Consider the following 24383-nt stretch of genomic DNA (forward strand, 5'->3'; position numbering starts at 1 on the left):
TCGCCCGAGCCTGCTAGGTCGGCTATAACCAGGGCATGCCCTCGGAGGAATGCTCTCGGAGCTAGCAAACGAGTGATGATGAAGCGGGCCGACTCACGTCGCCCGCCATTGCCGTTCTGGGCTCGCGTGCCGTCGCGCATGTTCCAGCGCGGACCAGAATCGTTCAATGAACCGGTCTGGGTCGTGGAGGTCCGCCCACGTCCACCGGTGCACATGCCAGCCTGCCGCGCGGATCGCGTCCTCTCGGCGCTTCTCCCTCGCGAGCGCATCACCTGGCGTTTCGCCAGGAAGTCGATGCTTCGCGTACTTGCCCATGCCGTCGAACTCGCCGACAAGACCGTCGTCGTGGACGAAATCACCACGGGCAATGATGGTTCCATCAGGGCCAAGGATCGCTCCTTGCGGGTGCACGTCCTGAATTCCTGACATATGCATGAGCACGCGGCTACGGGACTCGCCGACGCTCTCGGACCGTCCGTCGAGCAGTCTCACGACTTCGCGCGCTCGCGGAATGCCTACGCGCCCCCGTGCTCGCTCAAGGGCGATCGCGAGGGCCGCGCGCGTGACGGCATTGCGGTGCAGCGCTGCATCGCCCACCACGACAGCCTGCTCGAACATCTCTGAGCGTGCGATATCGACTATGGTGCGAGCGACGTTGGTTACGCGTATTCCTTGCTGGACCACCAGCTCATCCGCCATCACTGGCATCGAATGGATTCGGCACTCGCTTCGCGAACGGCCTTGGAACGAGCCTGCATGAGCAAGATGGACCGTTCGAAGATCGATTCCCCAGACTGGTAGGCCGTGCGCGACCGCGGCAGACACATGGCACGCCACCGCATCGCGCCGTTGTTGCTGCTCCAGGACTGCCCGTGCTCGTAGTAGATGCCTGGCCTCCGGCAGCAGTGCATCCCATTCCCTCTCGGCAACGTAGCAACCACGCCTGATGCGGACCAACTCGCGCGACCGCGGCCCTGGGCCGCTCGCAGCGGGAGCAGGGCGATGCAGAATCCTGGGCAACCTGGAACTCGGGGGAGTCGACATGGGACCAGCATCGGGCTATCTGGCACACATTCCAAAGCGTTGGCACCGGTCTGTGGAGAACTGGGGTGAGTGTGGATAACTGCCTTGGCGCAGCTTTTGTTGCCGTACCGGTGTGCTCCTCGGTCGGCGGACTTAATGCGGGCAGTGCGAGGCGCTGGCCGCCGCGCTGGCCGCCGGGGCTGGCCGCCGCGCTGGCCGCCGGGGCTCGAAGGCTGCTGTGGCAGCCACCGATGCGGGCGAGCAGCCACCGATGAGGGGGAGCAGCCACCGAAAGGACAGTGCGACCACCGAAATATCCGTGGCACCTGCAGATAGGGGTGCCGGCCGTGCCGCAAGGGTGGCAGCTCCGGGCCGCCCGTGGCGCAAGGGTGGCAGCCCCAAGCCCAAACCCCCAAGCCGCTAGGCCCAGTCGTAGGTGCGCTCGACGGCCTTGTTCCATTGCGCGTAGAGGTGCTCGCGCTCGTCGGCATCCATGCTGGGCTCCCAGATCTTGTCCTCGACCCAGTTCTCCCGGATCTCGTCCTCGCTCGACCAGTAACCGACTGCGAGCCCGGCAGCGTATGCCGCTCCGAGAGCGGTGGTCTCGGAGACGACGGGCCGGATGACGGGCACGCCGAGGATGTCGGCCTGGAATTGCATGAGCAGCTCGTTGGCGACCATGCCACCATCGACCTTGAGGGCGGACAGCTGCACGCCCGAGTCGGCGTGGGCGGCCTCGAGCACCTCGCGGGTCTGGTACGCGGTGGCCTCGAGGGCCGCGCGGGCGATGTGGTGCTTGGTGTGGAAGCGGGTGAGCCCGACGAGAGCGCCGCGGGCGTCGGGCCGCCAGCGCGGAGCGAAGAGCCCGGAGAACGCGGGAACGAAGTAGACATCCCCGTTGTCGGGCACTTCGCGGGCGAGCACCTCGACCTCGGGGGCGTCGCGGATCATGCCGAGGTTGTCGCGGAGCCATTGCACGAGGGAGCCCGTGACGGCGATCGAGCCTTCGAGCGCGTACACAGCGGGGGCGTCGCCGATCTTGTAGGCAACCGTGGTGAGCAGGCCGTGGGTGCTGGTGACGGGCTCGGTCCCGGTGTTGAGGAGCAGGAAGTTGCCAGTGCCGTAGGTGTTCTTGGCCTCGCCGGGGGAGAGGCATGCCTGGCCGAAGGTGGCGGCCTGCTGGTCGCCGAGGATGCCAGCGATGGGGACGTCGTCGAGGCCACGGCGCGGACGGATGGTGCCGTAATGCTCGGAGGAGCTGCGGATCTCGGGAAGCATGGCCATGGGGATGCCAATGGCCTCGCACAGCTCCGGGTCCCACTCGAGGGTGCGCAGGTCCATCAGGAGCGTGCGCGAGGCGTTGGTGACGTCGGTGACGTGGATGCCGGCGGGCTCGCCATTGCGCCCCGGCCCGCCCGTGGCATTCCACAGCACCCACGTGTCCATGGTGCCGAAGCACAGCTCGCCGTTCTCGGCGCGCTCGCGGGCCCCCTCGACATGGTCGAGGATCCAGCGGATCTTGGGTCCCGCGAAGTAGGTGGAGATCGGCAGGCCGGTGCGGTCGCGGAACCGATCGGCGCCGTGCTCGGCGGCGAGCTCCTCGCAGATCGGCTCGGTGCGGGTGTCCTGCCAGACGATGGCGTTGTAGAGGGGCTTGCCGGTGGCGCGCTCCCACACGACGGTGGTCTCGCGCTGGTTGGTGATGCCAAAGGCGGCGATGGCATCCTTGGGAAGGTCAGCCTTGGCGATGGCGCCACCGACGACCTCGCGCACATTGGTCCAGATCTCGAGAGGATCGTGCTCGACCCATCCGGGGTGGGGGAAGATCTGCCGGTGCTCCTTCTGCACCGTGGTGATGATGCGCCCGGCGTGGTCGAAGATGATGCAGCGGCTCGAGGTGGTGCCCTGGTCGATCGCGGCGATGTACTTCGAGGGATCTGCGGCGGGGGTCGCGGTCACGTCTGCTCCTGCGGATGGGGCGTGCATGTGGTGCCCAAGCTACTAGGCGGACGGGCATTCCACGGTCGTTCCGCGTCTTGCAGGGCTTGCCGGGCGCATCACGTTCGTGTGTCGCTGTTAGTGAGGCCATGCAGGATCGTGCAGGTGCCTCTAGCCTGGGCATTGAGGCGACAATGCACCGTGGGCCCGGACAGGGGCGCGCGGGACGATGCCGAGGGAGACATGGTGGCACACCGTTCGGACAACCATGTGCTGGGGCCGCGCCAGCGCGCCGAGGCCTGGAACGCGCTGACGACCGAGATGTTCGACGTGCTCGTCATCGGAGGTGGCATCGTCGGCTGCGGGGCCGCGCTCGACGCTGCGACCCGGGGCCTGCGGGTGGGCCTGGTGGAGGCTCGTGACCTGGCATCGGGCACGTCCAGCCGATCATCGAAGATGTTCCACGGTGGCCTGCGCTACCTGGAGCAGCTCGAGTTCGGCCTGGTCCGAGAGGCCCTGCACGAGCGGGAGCTATCGATGAGCCGGCTCGCGCCGCACCTCGTCAAGCCGCTGGAGTTCCTTTTCCCCCTCACCAAGCGCTACTGGGAGCGGCCCTACGTCTCCGCGGGCATCTTCCTGTATGACCGCATGGGCGGCGCCAAATCAGTGCCAGCGCAGAAGCAACTCACGCGGGCCGGGGCGCTGCGCCTGGCGCCCGCGCTCAAGCGACGCTCCCTGATCGGCGGGATCCGTTACTTCGATACCGTCGTCGACGACGCCCGGCACACCATGACCGTCGCCCGCACCGCCGCGAACTACGGGGCGATCGTGCGCTCCTCGACCCAGGTCGTCGGATTCCTCAAGGAAGCGGACCGCGTCGCCGGGGTGCGCGTGCAGGACTGCGAGACCGGCGAGATCGGCCAGGTGCGCGCGCACGCCGTGGTCAACTGCGCCGGGGTGTGGACCGATGAGCTGCAAGAGCTCTCGGGGCAGCGCGGCCGCTTCCGGGTACGCGCCTCGAAGGGCGTGCACATCGTGGTGCCGCGCGATCGCATCATCAGCGAGTCCGCGATCATCCTGCGCACCGAGAAGTCCGTGCTGTTCGTCATCCCTTGGGGCCGGCACTGGATCATCGGCACCACCGACACCGACTGGCACCTAGACCTCGCTCATCCGGCCGCGACGCACGCCGACATCGAGTACATCCTCGCCCACGTCAACAAGGTGCTCGTGACCCCGCTGCGTCCCGAGGACATCACCGGTGTGTACGCAGGCCTGCGTCCACTGCTCGCCGGCGAGAGCGACAGCACCTCCAAGCTCTCCCGCGAGCATGCCGTCGCGGAGGTCGCGCCCGGGCTCATCGCCATCGCCGGCGGCAAGTACACCACCTACCGGGTGATGGCGGCCGACGCGATCGAGGCTGCGGTCCAGTACGTGCCCGTCCGGGTAGCGCCGTCGATCACCGAGCAAGTGCCACTGCTCGGCGCGGACGGCTACCACGCGCTGGTCAACCAGGCCGATCACCTTGGCGCGCAATATGGCGTGCACCCTTACCGGGTGCGCCACCTGCTCGACCGCTACGGATCCCTCATCGGCGACGTGCTCGCCCTCGCCGAGAACGATGCGACGCTTCTCGAGCCGATCACCGAGGCTCCCGACTACCTCAAGGTCGAGATCGTGTATGCCGTCGCCGCCGAGGGAGCCCTGCACCTCGAGGACATCCTCGCCCGGCGCACCCGCATTGCCATCGAGTACTCCCACCGGGGCGTCGACTGCGCCGAGGAGGTCGCCTCCCTCGTCGCGCCGGTGCTCGGCTGGAACGAGGAGGAGCGCCGCCGCGAGGTCGAGCTGTTCGACGCGCGGGTCAAGGCCGAGATCGACTCCCAGCAGCAACCCGACGACGCCTCCGCCGATGCGCTGCGCGCTGCCGCCCCCGAATCACGCGAGTACCTCCTCGAGCCCGTCACTGCGGTGGTCGAGGCGCGGCGGTAACGGGGGCGGGTGCTTCCCGCCAGGGTGCGATTTGCTGGCTCAGCCGCACGAGTGTGCGAAGAACGACAGCGAATTGCGCTGGACCTGTCGTTTTTCGCACACTCGCGGCCATTTCGCGGCCGCGAGCCAATCGCCGGCCTCCACCAGCTAGACGACTCCCGTCAGCTGGCCGCGTCGTGCCGCTCGTCGATCTCGAGGTCGACGAGCAGCTCCGCGGCGATGCGCTCGAGGTCGGAACGGATGGAGGACACTTCGATATCGCGTGGCAATCGCACCTCAAGGTGCGCCTCGAAGAGCATGCCCCCGGCCATGGGTGCCTCGCGGGTGCTGGTGGTGACCTTGTCGATGCTCAGCCCACGCGAGCTGAGGGCGGAGGAGAGCTCGTGGACGATGCCGGGATGATCGTTTCCCAGCACACTGATCGCGAGATGCCGCGGCTTCTCACCGGCCGCGGCGGGCCTGGCGCCCTCGTGCACCGAGACATCGAGGAGCCCGTCGAGCGCCCGGGTCGCGGCGATCAGTTCATCAGCCTGCTCAGCCGGAACGGTGACGACGAGGATTCCAGCGAACTTGCCCGCTAGCTCGGCCATCTGGCTGCGTTCCCAGTTGCCGCGATGGGCGGTGATGACGTTCGCTAGCGCCGATACGAGGCCGGCGCGGTCATCGCCGATGACGGTCATGACGAGATTTCGCTGCACCCGCGAATGCTAGCAATAATCGGTGGTTGCTCGCGGTGCACCAGGCCCACCCAACCGGCCCGCAACGCCGCCGCGACTTACGGATCGTCGCGCTTCAAGGAAGCCTGGAGTTCTTGCCCGCTATAGCGGCATGGGTAACACTGGTCTTGTGCTGGGCGCAGGCATGGGCGAGCTATCGCTGGTCAGGCGAGGCCTGTGGATCGGTCGCGCTCCCGAGCATGGGGACCCGGGAATGCCGGGGGAACTCGTCGGAGCCTATGCGCGCCACGGTATCCGCTCGGTCGTGGACCTGCGCGCCGACGCTGACGACAGTGCGTTCTGGGGTGCCGGAGGGATCGAGTACTTCAACCACGGCATCGAGGACTCGGGCGCGCCCATTCCGTTCGCCTGGTTCAGCATCGGCGTCGAGCACATCCTCGATCGGTGGGTAGGGCACCGCAAGCATCTTCTGGTGCACTGCGAGCACGGTGCGCACCGGAGTCCCTCGCTGGTGTACGCCGTGCTTCTGGTGCTTGGCCATCGCCCGGAAGTGGCCGAGCACATCGTCCTGCGGGCGCGCCCCGATGCGTTCCTGCGCTACGCCGACGATGCGGTGCGGTGGTTCGAGCACTACTCCGGCACGCCACCGGCGACGTGACCGCCGACAGGGCTGCTAGCAGTTTCCTGCCACGGGGCGGTCAGCGATCCGGTCGTTGATGAAGGTGATGGATTCGGCGATGCCCGCGACGTAGGGGACGGCGTGGTTGACGGCGAGGCCGGGCAGGATCGGCGGCAGCGGGTTCTCGGTGAGCTGGACGGTCGCGCCGCGGGAGCACCAGTCGGCGGCGAGCTGGCGGACCTGCCCGGCGGGGACGAGGTCGTCGGCGGTGCCGATCTGCAGGAGCACGGGGGCGCTGGGGCCGAGATTGCCGAGCTTCTGGTCCTCGAGGATGCGCGCGGCGACCTCGTAGCGGGCGATGACAGCGGAGAGGGGCTCGCCGGTCCGGGTGAAGCTGCTGGTCTGCTGGAAGCCGTAGGTGAGGGCGGTCTCGGCGACGCATTGCCCGGCCACGTCGCGGAGCATGGTGGCGCCACGCTCGTTGATCTCGGACTCGATGATCGGGGTGACCTCGGGATAGGTCTCGGTGATGCCGTTGAGGGCGTAGCCGATGGCGCCGGTGAGGATGGTGCCGTCGATCTCCTGGAGGACGGCGGCGAGGTCGGCGGGTGGTGCCCCGGCGTAGGTGCCCTTGAGGTCCAGCTCGGGCGCGTAGGTGGAGTGCAGCTCGGCGGCGGAGGCGGCGGCGGATCCGCCCTGGGAGTAGCCCCATAGCGCGACGGGGCCGTTGTTGGTGATCCGGGTTCCGGGGAGCTTCTGCGCGGCGCGTGCTGCGTCGAGGACGGCGTGGCCCTGGGCGAGGCGGTTGACGTAGGTGTGGTGGCCGGGGGTGCCGAGTCCTTGGTAGTCGGTGACAACGACGGCGATGCCCTGGGCGAGCATGGCGGTGATGAACGGGATCTCGTACTCGCCGCGCAGGTCGAGTGGCGGGGTGTACTGGATGAGCTGGCTGGCGAGCTTGGATGGGGCGCACTGGTCGCCTTGACCCTGGGTGCCGGGCGCGAGGCTGACGAGGGGGCGCTGGCCGGGCCCGTTCCAGGGAACAGCGGGGTCGAGATAGGTGCCGGTGACGGCGGTGGGTTGCCCAGCGCCGTCGGTGCTGCTGTACATGATGCGGGTGCCCGCGGCGGGCAGGATGCCCTCGGGGGTGGGGATCTCGAGCAGGAGGGTGAGGGGCTCTGCCTTGACGATGTTGCCGGGACTGGAGGTGCTGGCCGCAGCGGGTGGTGTGTAGAAGCCGGGCGATTGGGCCTGCGCGGTGGTGGCGAGGCTGGTCGCGGCGACGGCGGTGAGCGCGGCGAGCGCGATCGCGCCCCACTGCTTCGATAGTGTGATCCCCGGCATCATCGCAGTGTAGGCGATGGGATTCGTTGCCGTATCGAGACCTTCGATCTTGCTAGATCTTGCTGATGGCAAACTTCATGTAGCCGGGATAGCGCAGGGGATGCAGCGGATTGCGGCGGCGTTGCAGCTCAACGGCCCGCACATGCTGGAGGCGGGCGAGCGAATCTCGATTGCGGGAGAGCCGGGGCACCAGCCCGGAGGACTTGGTCTCCTTGCCCACTTCGTTGAGGCACTCGCGGGCCGCGTGGAGGCGGCGGCGAATGCGCCGGTCCCGGACGGTGCGGGCGAGGATCTGGAGCTCCTGCTGCACGGCGCGGAGGATCTCCGCATCGCTCGCGGTGAGCACCGGCGGCTCGGGCTCGGGCGCCGGGCGGGGCGTCAACGAGTGGGAGGCATGCACGATGGCGTTGCGCGCCGGGGTGAGCGCGCCCTTCGCGGTCTTGCCAAGATGGCCGGGGACCGACGCCACCGAGCGCAGCGCATCGGGGACCCGCCCGTTCGTCGTGGCGGAATCGTCGTCGATTGGCTCGAGCGGCTCGGGATCGGCCGAGCGGCCCGGGCTGTTGATACCAAGCGGGAGTGGCAGCCTCAGGCGGACGCGCGATGCTCTCGCTACCGGGCTGGCCGGTGCGGAGGCCTTGTCGCGCGCATTGCTCACAGTAGCTACTCTACCGCTTCCGGCGCGCGGGGAAGCGTGCCCCGGGCGTGCTGCCGGGGGAATCGCTCGCCTGGTGGACGGTACTTGCACAGTCACGCCGGTTCCTCGCTTCGTGCGTCAAATAGCTTGGTGTACAACAGGATTCCCATTATCGCACCCACTGCATCGGCGATAGCATCCAACGGATCCGGTGACCGATCGATGGGCAGCGCGCCTTGCAGCACCTCCGAGAGCGCCGCGAACACCAGCAGCCACACGAGGGTCGCGAACACCGGGATGCGGGCGAAGCGAGATGCCACGGCGAGGGCGAGGAACATGCCCGCATGGATCGCCTTGTCGATGTGCGGTATCGCGCTGCTGGTCTCCGGCGCGGGGGCAAACAGCATCACGCACACCACCCCGAAGGTGATGAGCAGCGGCAGCGCGCGCACCACGATCACCCCGGCAGCAGCCCGAGAGCCTCGACCGCCGCGCGCTCCTCCTCGAGCTCCGCCACCGATGCCGCGATCCGCCGCCGCGATAGCTCGCCATGCTCGAGCCCCTCGACGAGCTCCCACTCGCCGCCCCGCGAGACCACCGGGAACGAGGACACCAGGCCCTCGGGCACGCCGTACGAGCCGGGGGAGGGCAGGGCCACCGACGTCCAGGTGCCCTCGGGCGTGCCGAGCACCCAGTCGCGCACGTGGTCGATCGTCGCGTTCGCCGCGGATGCCGCCGAGGACGTGCCGCGCGCCTCGATGATCGCGGACCCCCGCTGCGCCACGGTGGGGATGAACTGCTCGGTCAGCCACGCCTCGTCGCGGGCGAGCTCCGCGCCGGGAGCCCCGGCGACGTCGGCATGGAAGATGTCGGGGTACTGGGTGGCGGAATGATTGCCCCAGATGGTCACGTTGCGAACCCGCCCCACCGGTGCCCCGGCCCGGATGGCGAGCTGCGCCAGAGCGCGATTGTGGTCGAGCCGCGTGAGCGCGGTGAACCGCGACGCCGGGACATCGGGGGCGTGCGCCCGCGCGATGGCCGCGTTGGTGTTCGCGGGATTGCCCACCACCGCGATGCGCACATCGTCGGCGGCCACGTCGTTGATCGCGCGCCCCTGGGGGCCAAAGATCGCGCCATTGACCTCGAGCAGGTCCTTTCGCTCCATTCCCGCGGCGCGCGGGCGGGCGCCGACGAGCAGTGCCACGGAAGCGCCCTCGAACGCGAGGCGCGGGTCGTCGGTGATGTCCACGCCGTCGAGCAAGGGGAACGCGGAGTCCGCGAGCTCCATCGCGACGCCCTCCGCGGCGCGCAAGGCCTGCGGGATCTCCAGCAGGCTCAGGCGGACGGGGACATCCGCGCCGAGCATGGCGCCCGAGGCGATGCGGAACAGCATCGAGTAGCCGATCGTTCCCGCCGCGCCCGTGACCGCGACCCGGATGGGTGAGCGAGTGGACATGAGCACCTCCCTGCGCCTCGTCTCACTAGTACGCTACCCGCGGCGACGGTATCCAGGCCTGCTTGGCCGACAAGATCACATCGGCTGAGCCACATCGACGCCGAGCCCGCCGCGCGCGAACCGCAGCACCGAGTCGCGGCCGGTGGCGATGGCCTCCTCGGTCCCGTCGAGCCCCCAGGACTCCAGGCGCGCCGCGCCGCCCTCGCGCAGGGGCGGGTCCACGGGCTCCACGATCACCTCGCCCAGCATCTCTCCCGTGGTGGGCTCGCACACGGCCCAGGTGAGGCGCCGCTCGCTGGCCCAGTCGCTCGAGCATCGGGCCACGTACGCGGCGGGATCGGCGATGCCATGGGCGAGCAGGGCAGCGGAATCATTGACGCGCTCGTCATGGCGCAGGGCGCGCAAGTACCACTGGCCGGCATTGATCTCGACGGGTTCCATGCTCCCCAGTCTGCCGTGTGGCTAGCCTCGCGTATCGCCAGGCTTGCCAGAGTCCTTGTCGTCGTCCTCGTCACCGGCGTACAGCACGATGCCCATCACCGGGATCAGCAGGAACAGCAGCCAGTCGTTGGGGAAGTCGACGATGATGAACAGCGCGAGCGTCACGAACGGCGTGAGCGCCATGATCGTGTCGCGGGGGATCCGCTGCCGCAGCGGCGTGCTTTGCTGCTGCTGGCCAGGCACTGCGGGCGCGGTGGATGCGGTGCCGAGCGCGGGCAGGTCCTGGAACAGGGGCTCGAGCTCGGCCCGGGTGATGGCCGCGATGGCACGTGCGGTCCGCTCGTCGAACTCGTGCAGCGTGAGCCTGCCCGCGCTGAAATGCTCGTTGAGCGCATCGAGGGCAGCTTGCCGCTCGGCATGCCCGATGCGCACTTCTGGACGCCTATCCGGAGAATCCCCCATGCCGCCGAGTCTATCGGTGGAATGGGGGATCCGTGGACCGTGGGGCTGGCTCGTGCTACTTGAGCTCGAACAAAACGGTGCCCTGGGTGACGGCGGTGCCGGGGCTGACCTCGAGCCCAGTGACGGTGCCGCTCTTGTGCGCGGTGACGGGGTTCTCCATCTTCATTGCCTCGAGGACCACCACGAGCTCGCCCTCCGCGATCTCCTGGCCTTCCTCGACCGCGACCTTCACCACGGTGCCCTGCATGGGGGCGACAACGGCGTCGCCGGAGGCTCCAGCACCGCCGGCAGCTCCGCGGGCGCGCGCCTTCGGCTTCTTGCGGGCGCCGCCATTGCCGTTCGCGGCGACGGAGAAGTCACCGGGCAGCGCGACCTCGAGGCGCTTGCCACCGACCTCGACGACGAGCTTCTGCCGGGGCAGCGCCTCCTCCTCGGCGGCGAGCCCGCCACCGAACGGCTCGACGTTGTTCTCCCACTCGGTCTCGATCCACCGGGTGTGCACATCGAACCCGTTGGCATCGCCGACGAAGGCGGGATCCTCGATGACGGCCCGGTGGAACGGGATCACCATGGCCATGCCGTCGACGACGAACTCGGCGAGGGCGCGGCGGGAACGCTCGAGCGCCTCCAGGCGAGTGGCGCCGGTGACGATGAGCTTGGCGAGCATCGAGTCGAACTGGCCACCGATGATGCTGCCTGCCTCCACGCCCGAGTCGACGCGCACGCCGGGGCCGGACGGGAGCTCGTAGGTGGTGATCGCGCCGGGGGCGGGCAAGAAGTTGCGGGCCGCGTCCTCGCCGTTGATGCGGAACTCGAACGAGTGGCCGCGCGGCTTGGGATCTTCTTTGAGATCGAGGACCTGGCCCTCGGCGATGCGGAACTGCTCGCGCACGAGGTCGATGCCCGAGGTCTCCTCGGTCACCGGGTGCTCCACCTGCAGGCGCGTGTTGACCTCGAGGAACGAGATCAGCCCATCCTGGCCGACCAGGTACTCCACGGTGCCAGCTCCGTGGTAGTGGGCCTCCCGGCAGATGGCCTTCGCGGAGCTGTGGATCTCATCGCGCTGCGCATCGGAGAGGAACGGCGCGGGGGCCTCCTCGACGAGCTTCTGGAAGCGGCGCTGCAGCGAGCAGTCACGCGTGCCCACGACCACGACGTTGCCGTGCTTGTCGGCGATCACCTGCGCCTCGACGTGGCGGGGCTTGTCGAGGTAGCGCTCCACGAAGCACTCGCCGCGACCGAACGCGGAGACCGCCTCGCGGGTAGCGGAGTCGAACAGCTCGGGAATCTCCTCCATGGTGCGAGCGACCTTCATGCCGCGGCCACCACCACCGAAGGCTGCCTTGATCGCGATGGGCAGGCCATGCTCCTTGGCGAAGGCAACGACCTCGTCCGCGTTCGCTGCCGGATCGGCGGTGCCGGGCACGAGCGGGGCACCGGCGCGCATCGCGATGTGGCGGGCGGTGACCTTGTCGCCGAGATCGCGGATGGACTGCGGGTCCGGACCGATCCAGATCAGCCCGGCGTCGATCACGGCCTGCGCGAAGTCGCCATTCTCGGAGAGGAACCCGTAGCCGGGGTGGATCGCGTTCGCGCCGGACTGGCGGGCGGCGTCGATGACCTTGTCGAAGACGAGGTAGGACTCCGCCGAGGTCTGCCCACCGAGGGCGTATGCCTCATCGGCGAGCCGCACGAATGGAGCGTTGGCATCGGGCTCGGCGTACACGGCGACGCTCGCGATGCCCGCGTCCCGCGCCGCCCGGATCACCCGCACCGCGATCTCGCCACGGTTGGCAACGAGGACCTTGGTGATGCGTGCAGTCGACTCGCTGGGCACTGACCCTCCTGGGTTCACCAAGGTTGCTCACCGGGGGCCGGCACGGTTGTGCGACAACCCCCGGGAACAACGGATCGAGGTTGCGTCGGTGATGAGTCTATGCAGTCGGTGCCGCGATGTGTGAGCCGGCTGCCGATCTGGCGAGAACTCGTTCCCCCTGACTCTCGCAGAACCGGGGGCGCGACGGCGTGACCGACGCGACAGAAAATCCGCCCGGATCCTGTGCGCGCCGGTGCTGGACCTGTCGCCTCAGCCCTCGCGGACCCGGCGCTTGACCCGCGTGAGCATCGCTGACATGCCACGCAGCCGCAACGGGCTGACGATCGACTCGAGGCCGAGGCTCAAGTAGAAGTCGTCGGGCACGCCGAGGATCTCGTCGGCGCTGAGCCCGTCGAGCCCTTGATGGAGGATGGAGGCGAACCCGCGAGTGGTCGGTGCCTCCTGTGGCGCGCTGAAGTGCAGCACGACCGCCGACCTGTCGGTGGCATCGACGGACAGGAACAGCGGCGACTGGCATTCCGGCACCGGTTCCATCGCTGCCTCCTCGAGCTCGGGCGGCAGCGGCGGCAGCTCGCGGCTGAACTCGAGGAGCAACTGCACCCGCTGCTCGCCCTCCATGGCCTGGAAATCGTCGATGATCTCCTGCAATGACTCGGGAACCGTGGCGCTGGTCATGAGGATGCGGGGGCCGGACCGGGCTGCTCGCCCTTGGCGATCGGGACGCGCACCGTGTTGCCCCACTCGGTCCACGAGCCGTCGTAGTTGCGGACGCGGGTGAAGCCGAGCAGGTAGGTGAGGACGAACCACGTATGGCTCGATCGCTCGCCGATGCGGCAGTACACGATGGTGTCGTCGGCGGGATCCATGCCGCCGTAGACCTCCTCGAGCTGGGCGCGCGGCTTGAACCGGCTGTCGCTCGCCGCGGCCTTCGCCCACGGGATGCTCACCGCGGTGGGGATGTGCCCGCCGCGCAGCGCGCCCTCCTCCGGGTAGTCGGGCATGTGGGTGCGCTCGCCGGTGTACTCCTGCGGGGATCGCACCTCCACCAGCGGGCCCTCGCCAAGATGCTGGAGGACCTGGTCGCGGTAGGCGCGGATCACGGTGTCATCCCGCTCCACCACGGGGTAGTCGGTGGGAGGGAAGCGAGGCACGTCGAAGCTGGTGTCGCGCTCCTCGGAGATCCACGCATCGCGCCCGCCGTCGAGCAGGCGCACATCAGGATGCCCGAACAGGGTGAAGACCCACATCGCGTAGGCGGCCCACCAGTTGGACTTGTCTCCGTAGATGACGACAGTGTCGTCGCGGCTGATGCCCTTGCGGCGCATCAGGGCGGCGAACTGCTCGCCATCGATGTAGTCGCGCCGCACGGGATCATTGAGATCCAGGTGCCAGTCGATCTTGATGGCGCCGGGGACATGGCCGATGTCGTAGACGAGCACGTCCTCATCGGACTCGACGACCTTCAGCCCGGGCCTGCCCAGGTTCGAGGACAGCCACTCGGTGGACACCAGACGCTCGGGATGGGCGTATTCGGCAAACGCTGGGTTGTTCTCAGGAGGTACAGGCACGGTGTCAACTCCTTTTGAATGCCCGTGGGAATGTTGTCACCACAACGGTAGCGGTTTCCGCGCGCGGCGACGATCACCTCAACCGCATCGCCGCCCGCCCAGCCGTGAGCGGAGTCACACTTTTGGTCGCCGTGCTAGAGGCCCAGCAACCGGTCCATCTGCACGAGGATCTCCAGGGCGGTGTAGACCGAGCCGTACGCCACATCCCCGGTGACCACGAGACGTCCATCACGGACCGCGGGAACCGTGCCGAACACCTCATCGCCAGCGAGGGAGGCCGCATCGAGGCCCGGCTCATTGGTCACCACCAGCAACCGGCCCGCGCGCGCGAGCAATTCCCCGGCCTCGCGCCCGAGCTGCTCGTCCGCCGAGGGCGTGAAGCGCAGCACCGGCACGTCGAGGTCGGCGAGCACGGTCGAGGGCACTCCGGGAGGATGGCTGAGATCGCCCACCTGGCCCGGTGCGCGCAGGTCCACGACCGCGACCGGCTCCGTCATCGCAGCGGTCCCGTGCCGCTCCCGGACGCGCTCCAGCCGATCCTCGTACCGGTCCAGCGCTGCGCGCGCGGCCTGCTCCGCGCCCAGCCACCCCGAGACCGCCCGCAGGTTCTCCGGCCACGGCGCGGCGGGATCGATCGGGAGCACCGGCGCCACATCGACCAATCCCGGCGCGAGCCAGTACTCGTCCTCGATGCTCGTCGCCAGGATGAGATCAGGGCCCAGCTCCCGGATCTCCTCGACGTCCACCGGAGATTCCAGCCGACGCGCCCCGCCGCCGAGCGGCACCCACGGCTGCACCATCCGCGACGTGTAGCCCACCACGGGGAGACCGAGCGCGAGGGCGATCTCGAGATCCTGCCGCGAATCGATCGCCACGACGCGCCGGGGCTCGGCCGGGACCTCCACCGCGCCCAGGGGCGTGGTCACGGTCCGGGCCGGCACCGGCGCCTCGCCGGAGGTGCCGGCATCACCGTCCCCGGAGCATCCCGCGAGCAGGACCGTCGTGGCGGCGAGGGCGAGGAAATCACGGCGCGTGGGCATGCGGATCGTCAACCGTCCGTTCGTAGGGCTGGGACGGCCCCATCATGCCAGCCATGCGCGTGCCGGGCCGTCACCTGCTGATGCGGGGCGGCAGCTGCGCGCGCGCCAGCTTGCCGGGGTTGCGCACTAGGTACACGGCCGTCACCGGGCCTTCCGCGGCAGCGGCCTCGATCAGCATGATCACAGTGATCTGGCCGTCCTCGCGCACCACGACGCCAGGGAGCGCGTTGAACACGCCGAGCTCGACCTCCACCTCGTCGCCGCCCTTGCGCGCGAGCCCAGCAAGGAACCGTGCCACGCGCTCCGCCCCGTGCACCGGGCGCCGCGCGGCCGAGACCACGCCGCCACCGTCGGACATCGCGACGGCATCAGGGGCGAGCATGCCGATGAGCCCGGCGATGTCGTTGCCGCGCGCCGCCAGCAGGAACCGTGCCGCCAGCGTGCCGGCCTCGCGCGGGTCCGGCGCGAAGCGGGGCTTGCCCGCCTGCACCCGCGTCCGCGCGCGGTGGGCGATCTGCCGGATCGCGGGCTCGCTGCGGCCCAGCGCCGTGCTGATCTCGGAGTAGGGGAAATCAAAGACATCGCGCATCACGAGCACGGCCCGCTCGACTGGTCCAAGGGTCTCCAGCATCAGCATCATCGCCATCGACACCGACTCCGCGAGCTCGGCGTCATCGCCGATATCCGGGCTGGTCGCGACCGGCTCCGGCAGCCATGGACCGATGTATTCCTCCCGCTTGCGGCGGGCCGCGCGCAGCACATCGATGGCCCGCCGGGATACCGCGCGCGCCAGGTAGGCCCGCGGGTCCGCCACGTCCTCCCCATCGATCCGCATCCACGACAAGTACGTGTCCTGCACGGCGTCCTCGGCGTCCGCCGCGCTGCCCAGGATCTCGTAGGCGATCGTGAACAGGAGCCCGCGATGCTCCTCGAACACGGTGGTGAGGTCGGGCATGGCGCTTACCTCCTCGATGCGGCCATGGGGCCACGGGGCCATTGGGTCGCAGGGCCGGACGGCCAGCGGTACGAGCCGGGCCTGCGTGCTTCCCGGGCTAGCCACCGCGCGGTGGCCGCGCAGATCTGCTCCTTCACCAGCGCCGCGGGGCGCCCGGACAGCGCCCACCCGCGGGGCTGGTCATCGCGGTGCACGGGCTGCACGATGCCGCCCCGGCGCCCGGCACTGACGCATTGGACCACGAAGCCCCCGGAGAACGGCGCGGGATCGCGCCCCTCCATGAGGTCGATGACGGTCCGTGCCGCGGAAGCGCCCAGCGGTAGCGCCGCGGCGCAGCTCATCCGCAGATGATCGCCTGCCCGGCCCGGCAGGGCTACCGAGTCGCCGCAGCCGATGATCGTTCCCGCGTCGATCGAGCGCAGCGCCGCATCGACACGGAGCCGTCCGAGCTCATCGGTGGCGAGACCGCTCGCGGCGGCGAGGCCGCTCGCGCGCAGCCCCGTGGCGAGGACCGGCACCGCGTGGCCGGGCGGCTCGACGGTGGTGCCCTCCTGCACGGCGACGCCGAGGCGCTCGAGCTGCTGGCGGGCGGCCCGCTGCCCGCGCGGGGACAGCCCCGGCCCGATCTCGCCCTTCGTGATGAGCGTGACCGTGCCCGCGAGCCCGGCCTCGGCGATCTCGGCCGCGGTCTCGATCCCGGTGAGGCCACCGCCAATGACAGTGACCTCCCGCGGACGCTGGCGCAGCACCGCGGCGAGCTGGATGGCGTCCTCCAGGGTGGTGACGCCGTGGACGTGCCCCGGGGCCGCCTCCAGCGGAGCGGCTGCCCGGCTACCGGTGGCAAGGACGAGGTAGTCATAGCCGAGCGCGCGGCCATCGCCGAGCAGCACCCGCTGGTTCGCGGCATCGATCCGCTCGGCCGTGGCGATCTCGAGGGTCGCGCCGGGATGCAGCACGTCGGTGAGCGGGAAGCGCGCGGAATGGTTGCCCGCGGCGAGCTGGTGGAGGCGGATGCGCTCGACGAACTCGGCGCGGGGATTGACCACGGTGACGTCGGCGCGGGGATGCGCTGCCAGCCTCGCCGCGGCCATGACCCCGGCGTAGCCGGCGCCAATGATGAGGATCCTGGTGCGTGGAGATGTAGTCATGCCCATAGGACGATCGGGGCGCCCGAGTTGTGACAGCCGCGCTGTCGTCGTGGCTAGCGCCACAGCGTGGCGACGGTGACCCCGACCTTGCCGAGCAGTTGCCGCACCAGGGGGCGGCCGATGCCGATGACCGACGAGGGATCGCCCTCGATGCGATCGATGAACCAGCCGCCGCGGCCATCGAGGGTGAACGCCCCGGCCACCTCCAGGGGCTCGCCGGTAGCCAGGTACGCCTCTAGATCCTGCTCGGACGGCGTACCGAAGTGCACGCGCGTGGTGGAGCACCCCGTGGCCTCATCGACGACCGCGCCGTCGCGGATCCGCACCACGCAGTGCCCGGTCAGCAGTTCGCCGGTGGTCCCCATCATCGACTTCCAGCGCTCCCGCGCCACCTCCGCGGAGAGTGGCTTGCCCTGTAGCGCGCCGCCGATGCGCAGCATGGAGTCGCACCCGATCACCACGCAATCGAGCACGTCCGCTGCGCCCGCCCAGCACACCCCATCGAGGTCGGGAACAATATCGTTCGCCACCGAGTGCGCCTTGGCCTCGGCGAGGCGGATCACGGTCTCCTCCGGGCCCGCTCCCGGCCCGAGGCTATCGATGATCGCGTCCTCGTCCACCGCGGAGACACGCACGAGCGGCTCGACGCCTGCCGACCGCAGCACCGCGAGCCTCGCGGGCGACGCGGAGGCGAGCACGAGCCGGGTAGTCACCGCCACGCGCGACCGTACACGTACGCGCGCGGGGGCAGGGGCGGGTTGTGCCGCAGGTTGTCCACCGGATCCCCCCACAGCTCGCGGGGGCGCGGGTCCTGGCTCCCGGCCCGGGCGCTCGAGGCGGCCGCGCCGGCCAGCACCGCCACCAAAGCGGCGAGCTCCTCGGCAGTGGGCTCGCCCCGCTCCACCCGGAGGAACACGGGTGCGCCCCCTTCTGTGTTGCCCACTTCTGGGTTGCTCTCTTCTGGGTTGCTCGCTCCGGAAGTGCTCACAGCGGAATGTTCCCATGCTTCTTCGCCGGAACATTGACGACCTTGCGCTCGAGCAGGCGCAGCGCGGTCGAGACATGCCAGCGTGTGTGCGACGGCGGGATGACCGCGTCGAGGTAGCCGCGCTCGGCCGCCATGTAAGGATTGACCAGCGTGTCCTCGTACTCCTGTTGCAATTGCAGGCGCAACGCGTCGACGTCCTCGCCGTTCTTCGCGGCCTCGAGCAGCTTGCGGCGGTAGACGAACCCGACGGCGCCGGATGCGCCCATCACGGCGATCTGGGCGGTGGGCCAGGCGATGTTGACGTCCGCGCCCATGTGCTTGGAGCCCATCACGTCGTAGGCACCGCCATAGGCCTTGCGGGTGATGACGGTGATCTTGCCGACGGTGGCCTCGCCGTAGGCGTAGAGCAACTTGGCGCCACGGCGAATGATGCCATTGAACTCCTGGTCGGTGCCGGGCAGGAAGCCCGGGACGTCGACGAGGGTGAGGATCGGCACGTTGAACGCGTCACAGGTGCGCACGAACCGGGCGGCCTTCTCCGACGCGGCGATGTCGAGCGTGCCCGCGAACTGGGTGGGCTGGTTGGCGACGATGCCGACGCTGCGGCCCTCCACGCGCGCGAACCCGCACAGGATGTTCATCGCGCGCTGCGCCTGCACCTCGAGGAACTCGCTGTCGTCGACGATGCGGGCGATCACATCGTGCATGTCGTACGGCTGGTTGGGGGGGTCGGGGATGATCGTGTCGAGCTCGAGGTCCTCGGCGGTCAGGGAATCCTCGGCACTGCCGGAGATGGGGGAATCGGCGGGGAAGCGAGGTGCCTCGCCGCGGTTGTTGCTCGGCAGGTATCCCAGCAGCTCCCGCACATAGTCGAGGGCATCGGTCTCGTCGTTGGCGACATAGTGGGCCACGCCGGACTTCACCATGTGCGTGTGGGCGCCACCAAGCTCCTCCATGGTGACTTCCTCGCCGGTGACGGTCTTGATGACGTCGGGACCGGTGACGAACATCTGGGACTTCTGGTCCACCATGATCACGAAATCCGTCAGCGCGGGGGAGTAGACGTGCCCTCCCGCCGCGGCGCCCATGATCAGCGAGATCTGCGGGATAACGCCCGAGGCCAGCACGTTGCGGTGGAAGATCTCGCCGTAGAGGCCGAGGGAGACGACGCCCTCCTGGATGCGCGCGCCCGCGCCCTCGTTGATGCCGATCAACGGACGGCCGGTCTTGATGGCGAGGTCCATCACCTTGACGATCTTCTCGCCATACACCTCGCCGAGGCTGCCGCCGAACACCGCGGCGTCCTGGCTGAACACGCAGACCTCGCGGCCATCGATCGTGCCGTAGCCGGTGACCACGCCATCGCCGAGCGGCCGGTTATCGACGAGCCCGAAGTTGGTGGACCGGTGCCGGGCCAGCGCGTCGAGCTCGACGAAGGAGCCGTCATCGAGCAGCAGCTTGATCCGTTCCCGCGCGGTGAACTTGCCCTTGTCGTGGACCTTCTGCACCGCGGCCTCGCCCACCGGGTGCTTGGCCTCCTCGAGGCGGCGCTGCAGGTCCGCGAGCTTTCCCGCTGTGGTGTGGATATCCGCCTTCGCCGCATCAGTGCCGGGGGACGCGTCGGGCGAGGTTCGCTCTGGCTCGGTCACACTGGTCATGGCGGCGAGTGTATCGAGAAACCCGGGCCCCACGGGGACAGAGGTCTCCAAAACCCGGGACGTATACCTAAGCGATACTGCCAAAAACCTGCCCCGGCGCGGATCTGGAGCGCCCGGATCGCCCCTTGGGACGGTGCCCGGGCGTAACGTCACCACCATGCCCGAGAACCAGCCGCCCGAACCTGCTAGCCCCACCCCCGGCGGAGGGCCCCCACCCCTGGACGCGGCCCAGCTCGCCCCCCGGCTCGCCGAGGCCGGGTGGAACAGCGTGCACGTCATGGGCACGACGGGCTCCACGAATGCCGACCTGCTGGCCAGCGCCCCCACGGCCACCGATCGCACCGTGCTCCTCGCCGAGCAGCAGACCGCTGGGCGCGGTCGCCACTCGCGTACCTGGGAGACCACCCCGGGGACCTCCCTGATCGCGTCGGTGCTGCTGCGCGCCGCGGGCGTGCCGCCGGCGCGGCTTGGCTGGCTCCCGCTGCTCACCGGCGTGGCGCTCGCCTCGGCCATCCGTGACGAGACCGGCGTGCGCGCCACCCTCAAATGGCCCAATGATGTGCACGTGGGCGGGCGCAAGGTGGCAGGCATCCTCGCCGAGGTCGCGCCCGTTCCGGGCCCGGCGACCGTGGTAGTCGGATTCGGCATCAATGCCTCGACCGAGCGCGACGAGCTTCCGGTGACCGATGCCACATCGCTCTATCTCGAATCCGGCAGCCACCCGGACCGCTCCGGGCTCGCCGTGGCCGTGCTGGCCCGGCTCTCCCGTGCTCTGGACGTGTGGATCGCGAGCGGCGGGGCACCAGGTCCCTTGCGGGAGCAGTACGTTGCCCTCTCCTCGACCCTCGGGGAAGAGGTATCCGTGGCGCTACCGGGCGGAACCGTCACCGGGCTGGCCGAGCGCATCGACGAGGCTGGTTGCCTGGTCCTCTCGGTGCCCGGGGAAGGGGAGCACGTGGTCTCCGCGGGTGACGTTACGCACCTGCGCAAGGCACAATAACGCTCATGGAGCATTCGGGTGGAGCGCTGGGGGAGCGCGTGCTGCTGCGCCGCCATCCGCATTGGAAGATGATGCTGGGCCCCGCCGTCCTGACGATCATGCTGACCGGCATCGCAGGCGTGATCGTGGGGTTCCTCGACGCGCGGGCCCCGGACGGGGTGCGCGGGATCGCCATCCTCCTCGTCCTCGCCCTCTGGGCACTCATCGTCGCGCGGCGGTTCGTCAAGCCCTTCGTCGGGTGGTGGCGCACCGCGCTGATCGTCACCTCGCACCGCATCGCCGTCCGCGAGGGGCTGCTGCGCGCCCGCGGGTTCGACATCCCGCTGCAGCAGGTCGCGGGGGTCCGGTACCGCCGCGGCATGCTCGACCGCTTCGCGGGCACCGGCACGTTGCTCATCGCGCCGATCGGCGAGCCACCGTTCGAGTTCGCGCACGTGCCCGAGGCCAGGCTCACCCATGCGTTGATCCACCATCAGGTATTCGGCAACCAGCCCGTGGCACGGCCCCGGCGGTTCCTCCATGCCTTCCGCCCGCGCTGAGCCGGAGCCGGAGCCGGAATGTGACCCCTGCCATGATCTTCGGCCAGCGTGGCGCTGCGCATTGTCAACGGGGATGCGAGCCATTGCGGGGCATTCTCACTAGGCTGGTTCCGTGAGGACCGTTCTGCTCGCCGAAGATGATGACGCCATCGCTGCCCCGCTCGCGCGGGCGCTCGAGCGCGAGGGCTATGAGGTACGCATCGCGCCCACCGGCGATGAGGCATTCGCGCGCGTCGTCGCAGCACCGCCGGACCTGCTGCGCCTCGACCTGGGCCTGCCAGGCATGGACGGGCTCGAGGTGTGCCGCAAGATCCGCTCGCAGGGCATCGACGTGCCCGTGCTCATGCTGACCGCCCGCACCGACGAGGTCGATTTCGTGGTGGGCCTCGATGCTGGTGCCGATGACTACGTCGGCAAGCCGTTCCGCCTCGCGGAGCTCCTCGCGCGGGTCCGGGCGCTCATGCGCCGCCGCGGCAGCAGCGCCGACGATGCCGTCATCGAGATCGGTGACATCACCCTGGACAAGCCCGCCCGCCGCGTCACCCGCGACGGCCGGGAGCTGACGCTGGCGAACAAGGAGTACGAGCTACTGAAGCTCCTCATGGAGCACGCCGGCGAGGTCGTCGAGCGCGAGGAGATCCAGCGCGAGGTATGGGGCGATGTGGATCTACGGGGATCCAAGACCCTCGACATGCATATGTCCTGGCTGCGCCGCAAGATCGGGGACGAGGGCAAGGAGCTGGGGCGTCACATCGCCACCGTGCGAGGGGTAGGATTCCGCTTCAATGCGGACCAGTAGCGCGACACCCCCCGAGCATCCATCGCCAGGGGATCCACCGAGCCCCGCCGCGGGCCAGGAACAGCCAGGATCGCGCGAACAGGAAGCGGTGCGGTGAAGCGGCGGATCCTGCTGTCGACCATCGCGGTGGTCGTTGTGGTCGTGCTCATGCTCGGCCTCCCGCTGCTCCTCGCCTCCTGGCGCCTCGTCGAGGACTTCACCCGTGCTGATCTCAAGCTCAGGCTCGATCAGATGGCCGCCGAGGTCCGGAACCAGCAAGGACAGGAAGGCCTCGTGCCGGGCCGCCTCAACACCGAGCCGCTGCGGCTCGTCGTGCCGCCCGGCGGTCGGCTCGAGGTGATCTATCCGAGCCCCCTCGACAGTGCGTCCCGCGCCTCCGTCGGCGCCCCCTACGTGGAGAACGCGATCATCGAGTCCTTGTCGCTCGGCGTCTCGGGATCGCTGCGCCTCGAGGTTCCCCCGGGAGAGATGCGGGCCTCGCAATGGAGGTCCGCGGCGATCGTGACCGCCCTCGTGCTGGCGTCCGTGTTCGCCGGAACCGTCGTCGCGATCGTCACGGCGCGCCGACTGTCCGATCCGCTGCGCGATGTTGCTGCCCGCGCCGCGCGACTCGGCGCCGGTGACTTCCGGCCCGATCCGAGGCGCTACGGCATCGCCGAGCTCGACCGTGTGTCCGACGTGCTTGACGCCGCGAGCGTGGAGATCTCCGAGCGGCTGCAGCGCGAGCGCAGCCTCGTCGGCGACGTATCGCACCAGCTGCGCAGCCGCTTGACCGCCGTGCGGCTGCGCCTTGACGAGCTTTCCGTCCACAGTGACCCCGACGTCGTGGAGGAATCGACAGCAGCGCTCTCCCAGGTGGACCGGCTCACCCAGGCCGTCAACGATCTCGTGCGCGCCTCGCGCGACCAGAACCGCTCCGATGTCTCCGCGATCGAGGTCATGCACGAGCTCCGCCTCGCGATCAAGGACTGGGAGAAGCAGTTCGCCGAGGCAGGGCGGCACATCAAGCTGTACGGCCACGAGGGCACCCTCGCGCACGCCACTGCAACCCGGCTCCGCGAGGCCGTCGCCGTCCTGGTGGACAACGCGCTCGCCCACGGCGATGGCACGTGCACGCTCTCGGTGCGCCACGTCAGCAGCGGTGAGCGTCGCCCCATGGTGTGCGTCGAGGTCAGCGACGAGGGGTCCGGCGTGCCCGACGACATCGCGTCGCGGATCTTCGAGCGGGGCTTCTCCGGCCGCGGCTCGTCCGGGGTGGGGCTCGCGCTCGCCCGCGCGCTCGTCGAGGCGGACGGCGGGCGCATGGAGCTGCAGGATCGCAGCCCCGCGCGGTTCGCGATCTTCGTGCCCGCGCGCGATCCGCACCTGCCGCTCGGAGCCGGAGGCGCCAGCATTCTTCCCGTGATGCCGCCGGAGCCGCGCTAGGCATCGATGCTGGCCGGCGCGGGGCGCCGTCGCTCGGGGCGCCACCGCTCGGCGCGCCGTCGCTCGGCAAAAAGCACCGGAAACCGCCAAACGCGATAGAAGCTGACCTGCGATTCGCGCAGCTTCTATCGCGTTTGCGGAAGGGCGCACCCGCGCGCCACAAGCCCGCGCCAATAGCGGCAGCCGCGATCCCGGCTCAGCTATGCCCGAGCTGCTCCTCGTAGAGGTCGACCGGGGTGGGCAGCACGATCGTCGATCCAGCGGCGGCGCCGCGCACGTCCTCGTCCGGGAACACCCACCGGCGCATCGCCCAGAACCGGAACACCATCTGCAGGATGTTGCCGATCAAGTAGGCGCTGATGAAGTCGGCGATGTTCTCCACGGTGAGCGACACGTTCGGCTGGCGGAACCCGAGCATGTACGACGAGATCCACAGCGGGATGAACGCGAGCACCACGCCACCAGCACTGACCAGGAAGAACAGGAATGCCTCATGGTGGCGCTCGCGGCCGCCCCGGTTCTTGAACGACCATTCCCGGTTGAGCACGTACGACAGGATCACGGCCATCACGCCGGCGATGATCTTCGCGGTGACGGGATTGCTGTCGAGGATGGTCAGCTTGAGGGTGTAGAAGATCGCAAGGTCGAAGATGAACGTGGTCCCGCCGACGATGGCGAACTTGATGAACTCACGATGCTTCAGCGCGATCGCCCGGTAGGGCTGCGGTATGCGCGTGATGACGCTGTCGGCCAAGGACACAAACCCGGAGTCTACTGAACGCTTCCTTCGCTGTACGGCCATCGGTGGTGTTCGGCGTGGGGAGGGACGCGTTTTCC

General features: G+C 69.3%; 25 protein-coding genes. 6 read left to right on the forward strand and 19 right to left on the reverse strand.

Features of this window, described 5'->3' with window-relative positions; genetic code table 11:
* Positions 1 to 93: 93 nt before the first annotated feature.
* Both HT102_RS08685 and glpK read right to left on the reverse strand, forming a co-directional pair.
* Entirely contained in the window at positions 94 to 699 is a 606-nt protein-coding gene (locus HT102_RS08685) for a hypothetical protein (protein WP_192039021.1), read from the reverse strand.
* Positions 700 to 1443: 744 nt separating this feature from the next.
* Positions 1444 to 2982, reverse strand: a complete 1539-nt coding sequence (glpK, locus tag HT102_RS08690) for a glycerol kinase GlpK (protein WP_333473351.1) — start codon at positions 2980 to 2982, stop codon at positions 1444 to 1446.
* A 222-nt stretch (positions 2983 to 3204) separates the two neighbouring features.
* On the opposite strand from glpK, the gene glpD reads away from it, so the two are divergent.
* Positions 3205 to 4953: a glycerol-3-phosphate dehydrogenase gene (glpD, locus tag HT102_RS08695; protein WP_192039023.1), complete on the forward strand. Its 1749-nt coding sequence runs from the start codon at positions 3205 to 3207 to the stop codon at positions 4951 to 4953.
* A gap of 161 nt (positions 4954 to 5114) precedes the next feature.
* Here glpD and HT102_RS08700 read toward each other — a convergent pair whose 3' ends face one another.
* Complete coding sequence (locus HT102_RS08700; protein ID WP_333473352.1) at positions 5115 to 5651, reverse strand: glycine cleavage system protein R; 537 nt, start codon at positions 5649 to 5651, stop codon at positions 5115 to 5117.
* A gap of 130 nt (positions 5652 to 5781) precedes the next feature.
* Between HT102_RS08700 and HT102_RS08705 the strand changes: the two genes are divergently transcribed.
* Positions 5782 to 6288 (forward strand): protein-tyrosine phosphatase family protein, encoded by a 507-nt coding sequence (locus tag HT102_RS08705; protein WP_192039024.1) that lies wholly within the window; start codon positions 5782 to 5784, stop codon positions 6286 to 6288.
* A gap of 15 nt (positions 6289 to 6303) precedes the next feature.
* On the opposite strand, the gene HT102_RS08710 is transcribed toward HT102_RS08705, so the two are convergent.
* From HT102_RS08710 to HT102_RS08780, 15 genes are all read right to left on the reverse strand, one after another.
* On the reverse strand, positions 6304 to 7593 hold the full coding sequence (locus HT102_RS08710) for an alpha/beta fold hydrolase (RefSeq protein ID WP_408611333.1): 1290 nt from the start codon (positions 7591 to 7593) through the stop codon (positions 6304 to 6306).
* Between the two features lie 52 nt (positions 7594 to 7645).
* Complete coding sequence (locus tag HT102_RS08715) at positions 7646 to 8251, reverse strand: hypothetical protein (protein ID WP_192039026.1); 606 nt, start codon at positions 8249 to 8251, stop codon at positions 7646 to 7648.
* Positions 8252 to 8343: 92 nt separating this feature from the next.
* Positions 8344 to 8682 (reverse strand): VanZ family protein, encoded by a 339-nt coding sequence (locus HT102_RS08720; RefSeq protein WP_333473353.1) that lies wholly within the window; start codon positions 8680 to 8682, stop codon positions 8344 to 8346.
* 5 nt (positions 8683 to 8687) lie between these two features.
* Positions 8688 to 9686 (reverse strand): malate dehydrogenase, encoded by a 999-nt coding sequence (locus HT102_RS08725; protein ID WP_192039027.1) that lies wholly within the window; start codon positions 9684 to 9686, stop codon positions 8688 to 8690.
* 75 nt (positions 9687 to 9761) lie between these two features.
* The gene (locus tag HT102_RS08730; protein ID WP_192039028.1) at positions 9762 to 10127 is read right to left on the reverse strand and encodes a GNAT family N-acetyltransferase; all 366 of its coding nucleotides are present in this window, start codon (positions 10125 to 10127) and stop codon (positions 9762 to 9764) included.
* A gap of 21 nt (positions 10128 to 10148) precedes the next feature.
* The gene (locus tag HT102_RS08735) at positions 10149 to 10589 is read right to left on the reverse strand and encodes a DUF1707 SHOCT-like domain-containing protein (protein WP_192039029.1); all 441 of its coding nucleotides are present in this window, start codon (positions 10587 to 10589) and stop codon (positions 10149 to 10151) included.
* A 55-nt stretch (positions 10590 to 10644) separates the two neighbouring features.
* On the reverse strand, positions 10645 to 12426 hold the full coding sequence (locus HT102_RS08740; protein ID WP_192039030.1) for an acetyl/propionyl/methylcrotonyl-CoA carboxylase subunit alpha: 1782 nt from the start codon (positions 12424 to 12426) through the stop codon (positions 10645 to 10647).
* Positions 12427 to 12675: 249 nt separating this feature from the next.
* Entirely contained in the window at positions 12676 to 13101 is a 426-nt protein-coding gene (locus tag HT102_RS08745; protein WP_192039031.1) for a SufE family protein, read from the reverse strand.
* Positions 13098 to 13994 carry a sulfurtransferase gene (locus HT102_RS08750; protein WP_192039032.1) on the reverse strand — a complete coding sequence of 299 codons (897 nt, stop codon included), beginning with the start codon at positions 13992 to 13994 and terminating at the stop codon, positions 13098 to 13100. Before HT102_RS08750 ends, HT102_RS08745 begins: the two co-directional genes overlap by 4 nt.
* A gap of 134 nt (positions 13995 to 14128) precedes the next feature.
* Positions 14129 to 15046, reverse strand: a complete 918-nt coding sequence (locus HT102_RS08755; RefSeq protein ID WP_192039033.1) for a twin-arginine translocation signal domain-containing protein — start codon at positions 15044 to 15046, stop codon at positions 14129 to 14131.
* A 58-nt stretch (positions 15047 to 15104) separates the two neighbouring features.
* Positions 15105 to 15989, reverse strand: coding sequence for an RNA polymerase sigma-70 factor (locus tag HT102_RS08760; RefSeq protein ID WP_192039034.1), 885 nt, complete (start codon positions 15987 to 15989; stop codon positions 15105 to 15107).
* A gap of 5 nt (positions 15990 to 15994) precedes the next feature.
* Positions 15995 to 17137, reverse strand: a complete 1143-nt coding sequence (locus tag HT102_RS08765) for an NAD(P)/FAD-dependent oxidoreductase (RefSeq protein WP_192039035.1) — start codon at positions 17135 to 17137, stop codon at positions 15995 to 15997.
* A 53-nt stretch (positions 17138 to 17190) separates the two neighbouring features.
* Positions 17191 to 17850 (reverse strand): Maf family protein, encoded by a 660-nt coding sequence (locus HT102_RS08770; RefSeq protein WP_333473363.1) that lies wholly within the window; start codon positions 17848 to 17850, stop codon positions 17191 to 17193.
* Complete coding sequence (locus HT102_RS08775; RefSeq protein ID WP_192039036.1) at positions 17847 to 18125, reverse strand: acyl-CoA carboxylase epsilon subunit; 279 nt, start codon at positions 18123 to 18125, stop codon at positions 17847 to 17849. Before HT102_RS08775 ends, HT102_RS08770 begins: the two co-directional genes overlap by 4 nt.
* Positions 18122 to 19783 (reverse strand): acyl-CoA carboxylase subunit beta, encoded by a 1662-nt coding sequence (locus HT102_RS08780; protein WP_192039037.1) that lies wholly within the window; start codon positions 19781 to 19783, stop codon positions 18122 to 18124. The genes HT102_RS08775 and HT102_RS08780 overlap by 4 nt, the downstream gene beginning before the upstream one ends.
* Before the next feature lie 157 nt (positions 19784 to 19940).
* On the opposite strand from HT102_RS08780, the gene HT102_RS08785 reads away from it, so the two are divergent.
* The 4 genes from HT102_RS08785 to HT102_RS08800 all read left to right on the forward strand — a co-directional run bounded on the left by HT102_RS08785 (position 19941) and on the right by HT102_RS08800 (position 23546).
* Complete coding sequence (locus HT102_RS08785; RefSeq protein ID WP_192039038.1) at positions 19941 to 20783, forward strand: biotin--[acetyl-CoA-carboxylase] ligase; 843 nt, start codon at positions 19941 to 19943, stop codon at positions 20781 to 20783.
* Between the two features lie 5 nt (positions 20784 to 20788).
* A complete protein-coding gene (locus tag HT102_RS08790; protein WP_192039039.1) occupies positions 20789 to 21322 on the forward strand; it encodes a PH domain-containing protein in 534 nt (177 codons plus the stop codon).
* Between the two features lie 112 nt (positions 21323 to 21434).
* Positions 21435 to 22121, forward strand: coding sequence for a response regulator transcription factor (locus HT102_RS08795; RefSeq protein WP_192039040.1), 687 nt, complete (start codon positions 21435 to 21437; stop codon positions 22119 to 22121).
* 93 nt (positions 22122 to 22214) lie between these two features.
* Positions 22215 to 23546 (forward strand): sensor histidine kinase, encoded by a 1332-nt coding sequence (locus HT102_RS08800; protein WP_192039041.1) that lies wholly within the window; start codon positions 22215 to 22217, stop codon positions 23544 to 23546.
* Between the two features lie 196 nt (positions 23547 to 23742).
* Here the strand turns inward: HT102_RS08800 and HT102_RS08805 are convergent, their stop codons facing one another.
* Positions 23743 to 24306 carry a GtrA family protein gene (locus HT102_RS08805; protein ID WP_192039042.1) on the reverse strand — a complete coding sequence of 188 codons (564 nt, stop codon included), beginning with the start codon at positions 24304 to 24306 and terminating at the stop codon, positions 23743 to 23745.
* Positions 24307 to 24383 lie beyond the last annotated feature (77 nt).

It is taken from the genome of Lolliginicoccus lacisalsi, from assembly GCF_014841105.1.
Classification (GTDB): Bacteria; Actinomycetota; Actinomycetes; order Mycobacteriales; family Mycobacteriaceae; genus Lolliginicoccus; species Lolliginicoccus lacisalsi.

Excerpts from the sequence above, each read along its gene's own strand:
- HT102_RS08705 (WP_192039024.1), top strand. The coding sequence starts at position 5,782 with ATGGGTAACACTGGTCTTGTGCTGGGCGCAGGCATGGGCGAGCTATCG.
- HT102_RS08765 (WP_192039035.1), bottom strand. The coding sequence starts at position 17,137 with ATGACTACATCTCCACGCACCAGGATCCTCATCATTGGCGCCGGCTAC.
- HT102_RS08790 (WP_192039039.1), top strand. The coding sequence starts at position 20,789 with ATGGAGCATTCGGGTGGAGCGCTGGGGGAGCGCGTGCTGCTGCGCCGC.
- HT102_RS08760 (WP_192039034.1), bottom strand. The coding sequence starts at position 15,989 with ATGCCCGACCTCACCACCGTGTTCGAGGAGCATCGCGGGCTCCTGTTC.
- HT102_RS08730 (WP_192039028.1), bottom strand. The coding sequence starts at position 10,127 with ATGGAACCCGTCGAGATCAATGCCGGCCAGTGGTACTTGCGCGCCCTG.
- HT102_RS08745 (WP_192039031.1), bottom strand. The coding sequence starts at position 13,101 with ATGACCAGCGCCACGGTTCCCGAGTCATTGCAGGAGATCATCGACGAT.
- HT102_RS08785 (WP_192039038.1), top strand. The coding sequence starts at position 19,941 with ATGCCCGAGAACCAGCCGCCCGAACCTGCTAGCCCCACCCCCGGCGGA.
- HT102_RS08780 (WP_192039037.1), bottom strand. The coding sequence starts at position 19,783 with ATGACCAGTGTGACCGAGCCAGAGCGAACCTCGCCCGACGCGTCCCCC.
- HT102_RS08710 (WP_408611333.1), bottom strand. The coding sequence starts at position 7,593 with ATGCCGGGGATCACACTATCGAAGCAGTGGGGCGCGATCGCGCTCGCC.
- HT102_RS08725 (WP_192039027.1), bottom strand. The coding sequence starts at position 9,686 with ATGTCCACTCGCTCACCCATCCGGGTCGCGGTCACGGGCGCGGCGGGA.
- HT102_RS08735 (WP_192039029.1), bottom strand. The coding sequence starts at position 10,589 with ATGGGGGATTCTCCGGATAGGCGTCCAGAAGTGCGCATCGGGCATGCC.
- HT102_RS08685 (WP_192039021.1), bottom strand. The coding sequence starts at position 699 with ATGGCGGATGAGCTGGTGGTCCAGCAAGGAATACGCGTAACCAACGTC.
- glpD (WP_192039023.1), top strand. The coding sequence starts at position 3,205 with ATGGTGGCACACCGTTCGGACAACCATGTGCTGGGGCCGCGCCAGCGC.